This window comes from Protofrankia symbiont of Coriaria ruscifolia (assembly GCF_900634745.1).
GTDB lineage: Bacteria > Actinomycetota > Actinomycetes > Frankiales > Frankiaceae > Protofrankia > Protofrankia californiensis.
Genome location: NZ_CAAAFR010000062.1, coordinates 12,804 through 26,577, shown reverse-complemented (window position 1 = coordinate 26,577; position 13,774 = coordinate 12,804). Strand labels below are relative to the sequence as shown.

At 66.8% G+C, this 13,774-nt stretch carries 12 protein-coding genes; 1 reads left to right on the top strand and 11 read right to left on the bottom strand.

Annotation, left to right across the window (positions count from 1 at the left end; translation table 11 throughout):
• Positions 1–91: 91 nt before the first annotated feature.
• Positions 92–397 (bottom strand): hypothetical protein, encoded by a 306-nt coding sequence (locus tag CV1CTNOD_RS09300; RefSeq protein WP_131785732.1) that lies wholly within the window; start codon positions 395–397, stop codon positions 92–94.
• Positions 398–870: 473 nt separating this feature from the next.
• Between CV1CTNOD_RS09300 and CV1CTNOD_RS09295 the strand changes: the two genes are divergently transcribed.
• A complete protein-coding gene (locus CV1CTNOD_RS09295; protein WP_131785731.1) occupies positions 871–1,599 on the top strand; it encodes a SagB family peptide dehydrogenase in 729 nt (242 codons plus the stop codon).
• Here the strand turns inward: CV1CTNOD_RS09295 and CV1CTNOD_RS09290 are convergent.
• From CV1CTNOD_RS09290 to CV1CTNOD_RS09250, 10 genes are all read right to left on the bottom strand, one after another.
• Complete coding sequence (locus tag CV1CTNOD_RS09290) at positions 1,596–2,933, bottom strand: YcaO-like family protein (protein ID WP_131785730.1); 1,338 nt, start codon at positions 2,931–2,933, stop codon at positions 1,596–1,598. The genes CV1CTNOD_RS09295 and CV1CTNOD_RS09290 overlap by 4 nt on opposite strands.
• A 9-nt stretch (positions 2,934–2,942) precedes the next feature.
• Positions 2,943–4,331: a YcaO-like family protein gene (locus tag CV1CTNOD_RS09285; protein ID WP_131785729.1), complete on the bottom strand. Its 1,389-nt coding sequence runs from the start codon at positions 4,329–4,331 to the stop codon at positions 2,943–2,945.
• Positions 4,328–5,983 (bottom strand): CocE/NonD family hydrolase, encoded by a 1,656-nt coding sequence (locus CV1CTNOD_RS09280; RefSeq protein ID WP_131785728.1) that lies wholly within the window; start codon positions 5,981–5,983, stop codon positions 4,328–4,330. The genes CV1CTNOD_RS09285 and CV1CTNOD_RS09280 overlap by 4 nt, the downstream gene beginning before the upstream one ends.
• A 2-nt stretch (positions 5,984–5,985) precedes the next feature.
• Positions 5,986–6,783 (bottom strand): TOMM precursor leader peptide-binding protein, encoded by a 798-nt coding sequence (locus CV1CTNOD_RS09275; RefSeq protein WP_131785727.1) that lies wholly within the window; start codon positions 6,781–6,783, stop codon positions 5,986–5,988.
• Between the two features lie 178 nt (positions 6,784–6,961).
• A complete protein-coding gene (locus tag CV1CTNOD_RS26455; RefSeq protein WP_241251414.1) occupies positions 6,962–7,075 on the bottom strand; it encodes a streptamidine-related RiPP repeat protein in 114 nt (37 codons plus the stop codon).
• An 85-nt stretch (positions 7,076–7,160) separates the two neighbouring features.
• Positions 7,161–8,504, bottom strand: a complete 1,344-nt coding sequence (locus CV1CTNOD_RS09270; protein WP_242606540.1) for an MFS transporter — start codon at positions 8,502–8,504, stop codon at positions 7,161–7,163.
• A gap of 16 nt (positions 8,505–8,520) precedes the next feature.
• Positions 8,521–9,531, bottom strand: a complete 1,011-nt coding sequence (locus CV1CTNOD_RS09265) for an ABC transporter substrate-binding protein (protein WP_131785726.1) — start codon at positions 9,529–9,531, stop codon at positions 8,521–8,523.
• Complete coding sequence (locus CV1CTNOD_RS09260; RefSeq protein WP_131785725.1) at positions 9,528–10,355, bottom strand: ABC transporter ATP-binding protein; 828 nt, start codon at positions 10,353–10,355, stop codon at positions 9,528–9,530. Before CV1CTNOD_RS09260 ends, CV1CTNOD_RS09265 begins: the two co-directional genes overlap by 4 nt.
• Complete coding sequence (locus tag CV1CTNOD_RS09255) at positions 10,352–11,467, bottom strand: FecCD family ABC transporter permease (RefSeq protein WP_165485402.1); 1,116 nt, start codon at positions 11,465–11,467, stop codon at positions 10,352–10,354. Before CV1CTNOD_RS09255 ends, CV1CTNOD_RS09260 begins: the two co-directional genes overlap by 4 nt.
• 234 nt (positions 11,468–11,701) lie before the next feature.
• On the bottom strand, positions 11,702–13,762 hold the full coding sequence (locus tag CV1CTNOD_RS09250) for a heavy metal translocating P-type ATPase (RefSeq protein ID WP_131785768.1): 2,061 nt from the start codon (positions 13,760–13,762) through the stop codon (positions 11,702–11,704).
• Between the last annotated feature and the right edge of the window lie 12 nt (positions 13,763–13,774).

The following is a 13,774-nucleotide window of genomic DNA, read 5'->3' as shown; positions in this document are numbered from 1 at the left end:
GTGACGTGGACCGCCGGTCGCCGACCGGCGTGGCGTGGCGTGAGGCCGGTACGGAGGCCGTGGCAGCCCGGTACTCGGCGGTGCGCGACCGTCAGTGATCATCCCAGTGGCCGTCGTGCGCGGCGTGCCGGTGCCCGTCGTGGAGGTAGTCGACATGGTCGCCGTGCGGCACGGCCACGTGCCCGCAGCCGTCGCCATGGGCGTGAGTGTGCCCGCCGCACTCGGTGTGCCCCGCGGTCTCACACTCGTCGTAATGGTCCCCGTGTGAGCGGTGCAGGTGGGCGTCGTGGACATAGTCGACGTGGTCGCCGTGCGGCACGGCGACGTGCCCACACCCGGCCTCATGGCTGTGCTCGGTGACACTGTGGTGCGGGGAGTGTGCGGTTGCGGTGGTCACGACTTCTCCTCCTGGACGTAGTGGATGGCCTCACGGACGATCTGACCGGCGTGGTCGTCGACGAGCCGATAGACTAAAGAAAATCGTTTTCATATCAACTGTGGAATACGCCGTGCCAGAAGTTCGCTCGACGCCGCCCGCCGGCCTGCGACGCCGATGGGTGACTCCCTTCCCAGATACGGAGAGAAGAACACATGCCCGAGCCTCGACACTCGCCATGAACGCGGCGACAACCACGGTGGCCGTTGGTTCGACCCGGACCTGCCCGACTCGATGGACCTGCGACGCCGGTTCCTCCCCCGAACCCGACGCCAGCCGCGTCCTCGCCCATATCGGCCACCGCATGCCTGGCACGTGCCTGGCGGAAGAAGAATCGGGCGACAGCCACCGGCGCGAGTTGTTGCACGCCTCAGGAGGTTACGGAAATCTCCGATGATCATCGGAGTCGATTCTCCGAGCCGGAGAGGACGAGTATGGGTGACACGACAAGCGCGATCGGCCGCGTTCGGCAGATCCAGCGGCTTCTCAACGGCCTCCCGACCCGTGAGGTTGTGCTTGACGGGCTGTCCAGGGCTACGGCTCAGGTTGCGCTACCTCGACCGCGGTCGGACGTGGCGGTCGGACTCGGCGAGGTACTCGCAACCCGCAAGTCCCATTATCGGTTTCATGTCGAACCACCAGGCGCGGAGGAGCTGTCGTCGCTGTTACGGTGGGCACTTGGGCCGCAGCGAACGGTCCGGTTGCCCGCTGGTGGGAAGCAGCAGTTACGCATGGCTCCGTCCGCGGGCGGTCTGCCATCACTAGCGGTATACGTGGCAGCCAAACCCGGTGGCGACATACCCGGCGGGGTGTTTCGCTACGAACCCGAGGGTCATTGTCTGGAGACATTGTGGGCCGGCGACCCGACGGCAGCACTGCGTTCGGTGCTGGTTCAACCCGATTTCGCCGAACGGGCACCGGTGATGGTTTTTCTGGTTGCCCGACTGGATACCACGCTCGTGAAATACCCGATCCGCCACTACCGGACGCTGCATGTCGACTCGGGTATCGCCATTCAAAATCTTTACCTGGTCGCGACCGCCCTCGAACTGGCCGCATGTGCGGTGACGGCCTTCGACGATCATATGGTCACGCAGTTGCTGCGAATCCCCGACTCGATGTTCCCGACGGTGGTGTTCCCGCTCGGTCGGCGACCCGACTAATGCGGCAAGGGGAAGTCTCGGCGGGGTTTACCCACCGCCGCAAGCTGCTCGGCCAGCCGCGTACCACCGCGAAACGGCAGGCCGACCGACGAGTTCGAGTACAGCCCGGGCGCCAGCGTGTGCACGACGCGCATACCGGTCGGACGCACATCTTCGGTGGTGACGTCGACCGACACCACCGGATGACCTGCCCGCGCCAACGTTTCTGCGAGAATCAGGGGATCGGTTGTCGCGGCGAAAGGCGCGCCCGTGCCGAGGCTTTCCCAGGTGACCGTCCCGGTGATGGAATCAGCGAGTTCGGCCTCCAGGCGGTCCTGCATTCGCGGATCGAGGAAGAGCTGCAGGTGGGTACAGTATTCGACGATGTCAGCGAGATCATCACGGCAGTCGTCGAGGTAGAACCGGTCGGCTCGCCACCGCTTGAGTGGGCTGTCCGGGCGACGCGCGGCACGCATGTACGACCCGTCCGGGTCGTCGAGATCGCCGACGAACATCTGCAGCTGGAAGGCTTCGGCCAGAGCCTTGCGCATCGCCGGTTCCGCTGTGGTCCGGCAGGCCGCGCCCATGGAGAGGTAGCCGCTGGTCTCATCGAATACCAGCGCACCAATGACGATCATTCCGAATTCGTTGGGGAATTCGATGAAGCGGGTCGTCAGGCTCCCCTGCGCCCCTGCGCCGAGCTGCGCCAGCCAGGGTGGCGGGATCACTTCTCGCAACAGCCGGCGACCATGCCAGGCCATGGTCAGGGCGTCGCGTTCGACCATCTGGCACAGCGCTGACCACTGGGCTCCGGCCTCGTCAACCCCGGCGGCCAGCCCGGAGCTGAGGACCGGGTTGAGGAATGGCACGCGGCGGGCAGGTGCCCGATGCGCGTACGACACCCAGACAAGATTCGCCGGGACCCAGACGACGGCTCCGGTCGGCATCTGGGTGCCGCACACCCACTCCAGTTCGAAATCTTCACTGAATTCGACGAACGGGAAGCGTGGTGAGCCGTACTGCGTGGGGGAAAACAGGACCACCGAGCGTGGATCGACGACCTGACAGCCGGATGCAGTGAGCTCGGCGAACGTGGCACGGCGCAACCCGGCCGGGACCAGATTTCCGCAGTACCGCTCGACAGCCTCTCCGACGGCGGGTCCGATCGCGGCGCTTTCGTCCAGCAGTGCATATCCGGCCCCGGCGAAGTCGCTGGCCCAGGCGGAGAACCTCGTGGTGTCGGAAAGCACAGCTGTGACCATGAAGAATTCGGGTGGCAGTGTGGGCGCGATGGTATTGCGCTCGATCCGGCGGATGATGCCCGTTCTCGGGTCGAGAATCGCGGAGAGATTCATCTGCGCGCCCTACACGTGAGGAATCGGGTATGGGTACAACGTGTCCTCGGTCAGGTCTTCGGTGACCCAGCCCAGCTCGGTGGGCGCGGTGTACAGCCGGCTGCCGCCGAGGTACGGAAAAGCGGCGGGAGGGTTGCAGTAGAGCCCTGGCACGATCACACGTACCACCGTCAGACCGGCGGCCCGGACGTCGGACGTGGTCACGTCCACTGAGACGGCCCGTAGGTTCCGCTCGGCCAGGATGTCCAGGTAGTGCTGACGGGCCCGAGTCTCCTCGACCACGGGTATGTCCGCGAGCCGGATGGGCCGTGTCCGGTCCCGCAGTCGGTCGAGTGGCTTCCCCTGCATGCACGGGTCCAGGTACAGCTGCGCGACGGCGGGAAGATCGACGAGATCATGGAAGTCCGGTCGAAAGTCCTCGGCGTAGCGCCGATCGGCACGGTAGGGCCGGTAGGCGTGTGCGGGTATCTCTCCACGTGCCAGGGCCCGCCAGTGCGCGCTGTCGGCATCAGCCAGTTCGGCGGTCAACTCCAGCATCGCGAAGGCTTCGACGAGGGCCTTCTTCGCCGCCTCCTGCGGGTCGGCCCGACAGGCCGTGCCGTAGGAGATGAGACCCTGTTCGGGTTCGGCGATGAACGCGGCGAGAACCGGGACGTCGAACTGCCCCGGGATGCGCAGCAGCCGGATAATCCGTCCGGTACCGTCGTCCGGGGACATGTTGTACCGGGCCAGAAGCTCGGCGGCGTCGACAACGGTCTGCGGGCTCGTTCCGCTTGCCCACCAGATTGTGTTCGCGTCGCGTTCGAAGAGTTCTTCCAGGGCGAACCGCTCGGCATGTTCGCGGTTCTCGCCGGTGGCGATTCCCGCGTACAGCATCGCATGGGTGGCGGGTTCCGTCACATGCGTGCCTCGGAAGTAGTTCAGGTAGACCATCGACGCGGGCGCGAGTACCCGCTGCCCGGTGTGCAGATCGCGGCCGGGCACCCAGGCTACCGGGAGGTCGCGGGTGAAACGCTCGAAGGGGAAGCCACGGGCGTTGTACTGGTGGTCGGAGTAAAGAGCAAAAGCCGCCGGGTCCAACGTGTCTCGTCCCGCCACGGTCAGGTCGGTGTAGCTGGCAATCTCCAGCTCCTCGGGTACCGCGTTCCCACAGTAGCGTTCGACGACCTCCCCGACAGCGGCTCTGCGCGCCCGATCATGATCTCCAAGGGAGGCGCCGAAACCGTATCGTTCGCCCTCCCACGCGGCGAACGTACGGGTGTCGCCTGCCCGTGCGCTCCAGCCGACCCAGGAGCGGGGCATGCGGGGGCTCGGCCGGTACGGGACGACCTGTGTGATGACACCGAACCGGCTGTCGACCAGCAGGCTTTCGGCCGGCGGAATATCTGCGGAAATCATTGGTACTCCATCACCGGTAATTCGATGAAACAGCCGTGAACCGGCCCGCTGTGAATCGTCTGGATGGCTGTCCTGGTGGCACTCGTGGTGTATCGATCGAGGCCGGTGTTGAGATTACGTGCCAGCCGTGGAAAATCGCTGCTGGTGACGTGGAGCTCGAGCCGGCTGCCAGGATGAAGCACCAGGGCCGTGGCGCCGAGAACGACGTCGAGGGTGCGCACGCTGCTCTCGGTGACAGCCGATCCAGAGGTGATCTCGAGTGCGTGGCCGTCGTCAAAGCGCTGTACCAGGCGGACGATCCAGTCTGCGCTCGGGGCGGTGGTGTGTACGGACAGCCGGACCGTGGGCGACCCGGCAACGGCGGCGGGATGCGTCAGCGGGAAGCTTCGAAAGGTTACGGCGTCGCGGCGGGCGCCGAGGACAGCCCGGTCGCGATGGACCGGGAGGCTGGGAAAGGGGTCGAGTGGGTCGTAGTCGAAATGATGCTCGGCGGTCTGATCCGGAGGCGTCGGTGACAGTGCACCGTCCGCGGTGGCGTGTAGCCGTAGCATGCCGGTCGACGCCGGCCAGTGATCCAACCATTGTTTGTCCTCCATCGACCCGGGGACCTGGGCCTCCGGCAGCGCGAAAGAAACATGATCGCGCCGCCTTTGGCCCTCCATCAGGAAAACCTTCGTGATCGACGCGTCGCCTCCTGCCAGCACCCGTGAAATCCAGTCGACCTGAATCCTGCCCAGTGGTAGTTGTGATTCGGGGCCGTGCTCGCGGCCGCCGGCCGAGTGGGAGTTCGGGGTGGACAGTTCATGTCCCCATGGTCCGACCACGAGCCCTCGCTCCGGTCGCGGATCGCACCCGCTGCCGACGGTTGCCCATTGGTGGAAGGTCTGCGGCAGGAACAGGTCATACCACCCGCCTATATGCAGGGACGGCAGTGCGCAGCGAGCAAGCTCCTGGTCGCCCGGTTCCGCCTCCCAGGTTGCCGTCTTTCCTTTGTCGGACTTATCCGGGTCTATCGTGCTCCACCAATGGGGCAACCGCGCCCATAGATGCTGGCCGATTTCGGCCACTGGAAGATGGCGCAACAGGTCCGGACGGGATCGCAGCATCTGCGCGGACAACCCGTTTCTGCTGGTACGGCCGTCCGCATGCTCGGTCCACCAACCGACGTATTCGGCCAGCCGCAGTACGCCCGAAGGTTCGAAATTGGCTTGGCGCATCCCGGCGGCAGGAACTTCGCTGATCACCGCGCGCACGAGGTCGGGTGCGGCAAGCGCGGCAGCCCACGCCGTGAACGACCCGTAGGAGGCTCCCGCGAGAATCACGTTCCCGTCACACCACGATTGCTCACCCACCCATTCGACGAGAGCCCGCCCGTCGGAGCGTTCATTATGGTAGGGAATCCATATCCCTTCCGATCCGTAGCGGCCCCGTACGTCCTGAGCAATGTAGACGAAGCCGTTCCTGGCCCATCCGATGCCGTTTGCCAGCAGTGCCGAGCGGCCGTAGGGGGTACGGGTGATGATCGCCGGGGCGGGCAGCCGGTCGGGGAGGTACACGTCGGTGGCCATCAGGGCGCCGTCTGCCGCATGGACGAACTGGTTCGTGTCGATGCCGCCCACCCCTACGCGGTTGCCGATAGCGCCGTTGCCCATGGCTATGCCGGGTTGATCGCAAGTTCGGGCAGGGGAAGTACCCGATGGCGGGTGATCGAGAGCGTGGCGAGGTCGATGACGAGCTGGTGGCCCTCGCTGGGGACGCCGGTGCCCGCAGCCAACGCCAGCAGATCCGCGGCGAGCAGACCGGCCAGCACCGACACGGCTGCCGGGGTGAATCGCACGGCCGGTTTGACCGCGTCGGAGTCCAGGTATGCCCAGTGGGCGATCAGTTCGTCGGGTAGTGCGGCCGCGGCGAGTCGACGGCCCCGGGTATCCCGGTAGGACGCGGTTCGGCCCGGGATCGACAAAGGCCCGATGACGAACGTGGCGCCCTCGGCATGGCATCCGTGCCACGGCGTTCGGTGTTCCGTGCACCAGCTGTCCAGCTGGCGCCATCGGGCGTCCGGCAGCCACTGCGCGCAGCTGACGATGACATCCGATCGGGCCACCACGTGTTCGTCCACGCAACCCACCGTGCATTCGGCTTCGTCGAGAAGTTCGAGGAGTTTCTCGGGGATAGGATCGTCGCCTTCTATGTGCACTTTCCAACCCGCTGGAACGGGCAGGCTGTGATCCGGATCCACGAGCACGCCGCGTTCGGTCAGCGCGGCGATGATTCGCTCGACACCGACCCGATCAGCCTCAGGAACGCTCACACCCGGGACTCCGGCTTCGAGCTGCTGTACCAGCGTGAGCAGCCGGTCGTCACCGCCGATTCGAACAAAGACGTCTCCGGGTGCGCTGTAACGCCAACTGCCGTCGACGCTTCGGTACAGATGATGACCCGGCGCGAACACGTGAGTGCCTTTCTTCAAGCGCAGTAGGCCGAAGACTGCGCGACTATCAGTACTTTTCGCGTAGCCGGATGCCTCAAATGGCGTCGGTCGGGCACCGTGGTCGCCGGCGCCGCGGGGAGATGCGGATATCCACCGGCGACCACTGCCAGGAGTAGCTCACCGCCTTCGGTTCAGCGAACTACTTCTCCTCGTCCCACGCGAACGGGTTCTGCACCAGGGCATGGGTGGTCGGGTCCTGCGGGGCAGCGAGGACCGCTTCCTCGGTCAGCACCTCGAAAGAGATCTCCTCCATGACTACCTCCTCTCCATAACGATAACCGTTTTCATTACGATTAATACCGTAGCATGTTCCGGCGTAACGCGGAAGCGGCGAAGTGCTATTCGGGTGCCACTGCGGTGTGAGCTCCGGTAAGCGGCTGGTCATTGCGTTCAGCGGGCGCTCCAGGCGCCGGCATCTCCCGCGCTCCGATGAGGTCCGCAAGCTTGCCGGTGCGGCGCAGGTTCGTCCCGGCTCCGATCGCCAGCGCCACACCGACACCCGACGAGGTGACGAGCAGGGCTGTCCGGATGTCCCAGGCTTCAGCCAGCGCGCCAGCAAGCATGGCGCCGAGCGGCGTTCCACCCCAGGCGATCATCCGTGCCGTGGTGTTGACCCGACCTTGCAGGCGTTGGGGTGTCACAGCCTGCCGGACGACGATGCCGTTGAGAATGACCAGAGAGTTACTTGCCTGCCACAATATGAGGATCCCCAGCCCCAGCAGCCATACCGTGTTCCGCGACCACCAGATCAGCGCAAGCCAGCTGACCCCGAGTGCGCACAGCGTGATCAGACCGGTGGGGGCTCGCTGTTGGATGCGGCTGAGGAAGGTACTGGTGATCAGCGTGCCGAAGGCCGCGGCAGCGTAGAGCAGTCCGATCCGGGAGTCGTCGTCGGCAAGACCGAACTGTTCAACCGCGACGACGACCAGCAGGCCGCTGACCGCACCGCCGGAAATGCTCGCGCCGGTCCCGAGCAGTGTCAGCGTCCGGATGACGCGGTGATCCCAGATGTACCGGAGCCCTTCGGCGATGTCACGGCGGGTTCTGGTGACCCGCCGTCGGCCAGTGGCTGTGCCGTCGTCGGTGGTTTCGTCATCAGCGCTGCCGGTGGCCGGCTCCACGGTCCAGCGCACCCGGGCCAGCAGGACCGCGGCGAGCACATAGCTGAGCGCGTCCAGCGCGAGGACGCCCGCCGCGCCCAGGGTGGTCGTGGCGACACCGCCGACAGCTGGCCCGACCAGGTTCACCAGGGTGCTCACCGACACCATCGCTCCGGTCGCTCCGGGGACCGCGTCGCGGCCGACGATGGCCGGCAGAGCACCGAAACCGGCAGCGTCGAAGAACACGAAGATGGACGAAACACCGACCGCGGCTATGAACAGGTGCGGTGTCGTCAGGATCCCGGCCCAGGATGCAAGGGGAATGCTTGCCATCACCAGGCCGCTGGAGAAGCTGGTGAGCATCAGCGTGCGTCGCTGGTCCCAGCGGTCCACCAGCGCACCCGCCGGCAGCCCGAGGACAAGATAGGGCACTGCTTCAAGACCGGCCAGCACGCCCGCGGCAGCGGCGCTCCCGGTGCGTTGGTAGAGCAGCACCGGGAGCGCCACCAGTGTCATCGCGGTCCCGACCCACGAAACGGCGCGGCTCACCAGGAACAGCCGGAACATTGGTACCGTGTTCATCACAGGGCTGTCATCGTCAGGAATGCAGAGCGGCGGCCAGTTTGACAACCTCGTCGACGCCACTGAGGTTGGTCGAATGAGTCTGCGGCAAGAAGATCACATGGTTGTTCCTGACCGCCTCCAGCGTCGGGAGGGCCGTCGTCAGATACTTGCGAGCCGTGTCCTCGGATTCGCTGCCGCTGAGCAGGTAGACGAGGATGCCGGGGTTCTTCTTGGTGATGTCCTCGACCGAGAGCTGGCCATAGAACTTGCCTGCTGGCAGGATACCGGCGTAGATGTTCGTCGCTCCGGCGAGTTGCGCGATGTCGTTGTACACCCCTTCATAGGTGTAGATGGTCCCGTTGAAGGTGCTGATCATCACTACTGGAACCGGAGTCTTTCCGGTGACCTGTGCGGCAACCTGCCGCAGGCGGTTGTCGATGTCGGCTTTGATCTCGTCGGCCCTGCTCGTGACCCCGAGAATCGTGCCCAGTGCCGTCAGGTCCGTGACGACGTCGCGCACCTTTGCCTTGCTGGCGTCATCGGTGCAGAAGCCACTGAGGATCATCACCTGGGTGCCCTGGGCATTGAGATCCTTAATGGTCGGCAACTGCTGCCCGTCAAAAAGATAGGAGCCGTCCGCATAGATCAGATCGGGCCGCGCCGCCAGGAGCGCCTCCCGGGTCGGAGCGGATGTGCTCAGCGTCGGTACCCTTTTCTCCGTGTCGGCGTACTGCGCCGAGGGTGTGCCGCTACTGGTGTTGTACTGGCCGACGATCCTGTCTGTCGCACCGAGGGCGATCAGGAGTTCGGTGTTGGTCGTCCAGCCCGAGACAATGCGCGTCGGAGCCTTGTCGAAGTGCAGGGTGCGGCCGCAGTTCTGGACGTCCACCGGGTAGGCGGCACCGGCACCGGCCGTTGCCCCCGCCGGGGCTGGTCCCGCGATGCTGTCCTTCCCGGTGGTGGAGTCGGATCCGCAGGCTGCGAGGCCGACAGCGGAAGCCAGCAGCAGGGCAACCACGACCTTCGACGCGGAGGCGATTTTCATATGCTTCCTTCTTTGACGAGTTCGAATTCTGCTGTCGCCTGGTCAGCGCCGGCGGGAAAGCTGGAAAAAGCAAGATGGAGACGCCCGGTCACCGGATGGGTACCGCAATGAGCGTGCACCCTGAAAACCTCCGCAATAAGATCGGGAGTCAGTACCTCCCGGGGGGATCCCGTGCGGACGATGACGCCGTTGTGCAGGACGTGGAGCTGGTCGCAGAATGCCGCCGCGAGGTTGAGATCGTGCAGCGCGGCCAACACTGTGATCCCGAGCGAGCGCACCAGTTCCAGGAGGTTCAGCTGTGTGCTGATGTCGAGATGGTTGGTCGGCTCGTCCAGAATGAGCACCGACGGTTCCTGGACGAGGGCGCGCGCGAGCAGGACCCGCTGCTTCTCACCGCCCGACAGGGAGGTGAACGTCCGTTCGGTGTGTGCGGTCATACCGACGATGCCGAGAACAGCAGAGATGATCTCATGATCGGCCCGTGACATAAGACTCCAGGCATTCTTGTGCGGTGTCCGCCCCGCCGAGACGACGTCGAGAACGGTGAAGTCGAAACCGTGGGGATGCTCCTGGGTCAACGCGGCGACCTTCTGCGCGGACTGGCGCGGTGTGAGGTCCCGCAGCAGATCCGTCTCGTCGAGAAGGACCGCCCCGCTGCTCGGGCGCACCGCCCGGTAGACGGTTTTCAGCACGGTCGACTTCCCGCTGCCGTTCGGGCCGACGAGACCGACGAACGCGCCGGGCGGACAGTCGATGGTCAGGTCGTGAACGATCTGCGCTGCATCGATCCGCACGCCCACGCCATCCAGGCGAAGCCGCGTCACGCGACGCCCCCCATCCGCCCCGACCGGCGCAGCAGCACGAGGAAGAAAGGCACCCCGACCACGGCGGTGATGATGCTCAGTGGCAGTTCCAGCGGTCGGGCCACGACGCGGCCGATTAGATCGGCGAGGACGAGGAACACTCCGCCGAGCAGTGCCGCCACCGGGAGCAGGCGGCGATGGTCCGATCCGATGAGCAGACGCACGCAGTGCGGCGCCACGAGGCCGACGAATCCGACACCCCCCGCGACGGCAATGACCGCCGCTGTGAGTGCCGCAGCGATGACCAGCAGCTGGGCGCGGAGCCGGCTGACCGAGATGCCCAACGAGGCGGCGGCCTCGTCCCCGAGCAGGAGGGCGTTGAGGTGTCGGGCCCGCGTCACCAGCCACAGGGTGGCCGCCGTGACGATGAGCGTGGGTAGTACCAGCTTGTGCCAATCGGCTCCCGATACCGTCCCGAGCAACCAGAACAGCACCGCGGCCAGCTGGTTCGACCCGACCCGTAGTTGCAGGAAGCTCGTGCCCGCCTGGAAGAGGTAGAACAGCGCTGTCCCCGCGAGCAGCAGACGGTTGGGGTCCAGCTGACGCTGCCGCTGCCCCAGCGCGATCACCAGACCCAGGGTGACGACGGCGCCGATGAAAGCGGCGCCTGAAACCCCGAGGGCCGACAACAGCCCCGTTGTCGCGATCCCACCCAGGGTGAGCATGGCGACCGCCGCGACCGACGCTCCGGCGGAGACTCCCAGCACGTACGGGTCGGCCAGCGGATTACGAACCACCGCTTGCAGCACGGCGCCCGTTACAGCCAGGCCCGCCCCCACCACGAACGCCAGCAGCACCCGCGGTGTCCTGATCTGCCAGATGATCTGATCATCGACGGCCGAGGCGTGACCCCCGCCGCCGACGAGGTGACCGATGGCGCTGGACCACACATCGATGGGCGAGATCGACACCGCGCCGACGCTGATGGCGGCGACCAGAACGATAGGGGTCGCCGCCACCAGAGCAACGACAGTGATCAGAAACGTGCCTCGTGGACCACGAGCGGTCCGCGACACCGGGCCGGCGACGGGTGTGGTGCGACGCGCCGGACCGAGCGTCGCGACAGAGCTCATCCGCGCTGCCCCACCAGTCTCCCCCGGCGATCGGGACATGCCGTTCAGCCGTATGGGTTGGCCGACAGTCAACAGAGCGCTCCCGTCCTCCCCATCGGTGCGCCCGCAGGCGGACACCACATGATGAAAACTGAAATGGTTATCGTTATTGGTGCGTGACCGTAACAGGCATGCCTTACCCCGTCAAACACGGCCCTGACGCAGGCAACGGAGGCACTCGCAGACAGCCCGCGACTACCGGTGCCGATCGAGGGAGGTCGGTCGCTGTCGTCGGCGAACCGGCATGGCACCGCAGGCGGGCGGCGTTCCCGTCGTGTCGGTGTGGTCGCCGGTGCGCCAGGCGCGACTGTGGAGCAGCCGTAGGCCGTTGAGCCCGACGAGGACGGTGGAACCTTCGTGACCGGCAACCCCCAGTGGCAGGGGCAGGCTGCCCAGGAGGTCCCAGGCGACCAGAGCGGTGATGAAGCCCGCGGCGATGACCAGGTTCGCCGCCACCAGGCGCCGCGCCCGGCGGGACAGATCGATGACGGCAGGCAGGGTGCTCAGGTCGTCGTGAACGATGACCGCGTCGGCTGTCTCCACCGCCAGATCCGAACCGCCGCGGCCCATCGCCACACCGAGATCCGCCGCAGCCAGGGCGGGCGCGTCGTTGACGCCGTCGCCGACCACAAGCACCCGCTGCCCGCTCGCCTGCAGGCCACGGACCCGGGTGACCTTGTCATTCGGGAGCAGACCCGCGAAAACCTCCTCGATTCCGATCTCGGCGGCCAGGCAGCCGGCGGCGGCAGAGTTGTCGCCGGTGAGCAGCACCGGGCAGCGTCCGGTCAGCGTGGTCAGGGCCGTGACGGCGGCGGCGGCGTGCGGACGGGCGCGGTCGGCGAGCGCGAGGACCCCGGCGAGCACACCGTCGACCACGACCACCCCCACGGTGCGTCCCGCAGCCTGCGCCGCGCCGACCGCGGCGGTCACCTGCTCGACGGCCGAGGATCCGCACAGCGCCGGGTGCAGGTCGGCCATCCGCGCCGGGTTGCCGACCTGCACCCGGTGGCCCTCGACCACCGCGGACACGCCGCGGCCGGGTGTGGAGGTGAAGGTCTCGGCGGGTGGGACGGACAGGCCGCGTTCGCGGGCGGCGGCCACCACCGCCGCCGCGAGGGGGTGTTCGCTGGGATGTTCGGCACCGGCAGCCAGGCGCAGCAGCTCATCCGCGGACAATCCGCCGTTGCGGACGGGATGGATCTCGGCGACATAGGGGGTCCCCTCGGTCAGGGTGCCCGTCTTGTCGAACGCGACGACGCCGGTCTGCCCAAGTTGTTCCATCACGACGGCGGACTTCACCAGCACGCCGTGGCGGCCGGCATTGGCGATCGCGGACAGCAGCGGCGGCATCGTCGCCAGCACCACCGCACACGGCGACGCGACAATCATGAACGTCATCGCCCGCAGCAGCGTCGGTTGCAACGCCGCGCCGAAGGCCAGCGGCACGACGAACAGCACCCCGGTGGCACCCACCACGCCGATGGAGTAGCGCCGCTCGACCTTCTCGATGAACAGCTGGGTACGAGCCTTTGCCGCCGAGGCATGCTCCACCAGAGTGACGATGCGCGCGAGCACCGACTCCGCCGCGGGCCGCGTCACGCGCACCCGCAGCATCCCGGTGCCGTTGAGCGTGCCGGCGAACACCTCGTCGCCAGGCTGTCTGGCCACCGGCAGCGGCTCGCCAGTAATGGTTGCCTGGTCGACCTCGCTGGCCCCGTCCGTGACTTCGCCGTCGGCACCGATGCGCTCACCTGGGCGTACCAGCACCACATCACCCACCCGCAGGTCGGCGGTGTCGACCAACTCCTGCCCACCGTCCGGGCGTAGCCGGAGGGCCTGCTCCGGCGCGATGGTGAGCAGGGCACGCACCGAGTCCGCGGTGCGGTGGGTGGCCACGGCCTCCAGCGCGCCAGAGGTGGCGAAGATGACGATCAGCAGCGCGCCGTCGAGGACCTGTCCGATCCCGGCCGCCACCAACGCGGCGACAATCATCAGCAGGTCCACGTCGAGGGTCTGCTCCCGCAGCGCCCGCGCTCCCGCCACAGCCGGCTGCCAGCCGCCGCAGGCATAGCAGGCCAGATACAGCCCCCACCACACCGCAGCCGGCGCTCCAGCATGCCGGGTCACCCCGGCGGCGGCGAACCACAGCACCGCAGCCGCTGCCCATCGCACCTCTGCCAGCGTCCACACCCGGCCACCTGCGGTGGGCAAGGGCGGCCGTCGGATTCCCGGCTGCGAGATGCTCGGCGCCGGGATTTCCGGCACGTC

Excerpts from the sequence above, each read along its gene's own strand:
- CV1CTNOD_RS09295 (WP_131785731.1), top strand. The coding sequence starts at position 871 with ATGGGTGACACGACAAGCGCGATCGGCCGCGTTCGGCAGATCCAGCGG.
- CV1CTNOD_RS09290 (WP_131785730.1), bottom strand. The coding sequence starts at position 2,933 with ATGAATCTCTCCGCGATTCTCGACCCGAGAACGGGCATCATCCGCCGG.
- CV1CTNOD_RS09285 (WP_131785729.1), bottom strand. The coding sequence starts at position 4,331 with ATGATTTCCGCAGATATTCCGCCGGCCGAAAGCCTGCTGGTCGACAGC.
- CV1CTNOD_RS09280 (WP_131785728.1), bottom strand. The coding sequence starts at position 5,983 with ATGGGCAACGGCGCTATCGGCAACCGCGTAGGGGTGGGCGGCATCGAC.
- CV1CTNOD_RS26455 (WP_241251414.1), bottom strand. The coding sequence starts at position 7,075 with ATGGAGGAGATCTCTTTCGAGGTGCTGACCGAGGAAGCGGTCCTCGCT.
- CV1CTNOD_RS09270 (WP_242606540.1), bottom strand. The coding sequence starts at position 8,504 with ATGAACACGGTACCAATGTTCCGGCTGTTCCTGGTGAGCCGCGCCGTT.
- CV1CTNOD_RS09265 (WP_131785726.1), bottom strand. The coding sequence starts at position 9,531 with ATGAAAATCGCCTCCGCGTCGAAGGTCGTGGTTGCCCTGCTGCTGGCT.
- CV1CTNOD_RS09255 (WP_165485402.1), bottom strand. The coding sequence starts at position 11,467 with ATGAGCTCTGTCGCGACGCTCGGTCCGGCGCGTCGCACCACACCCGTC.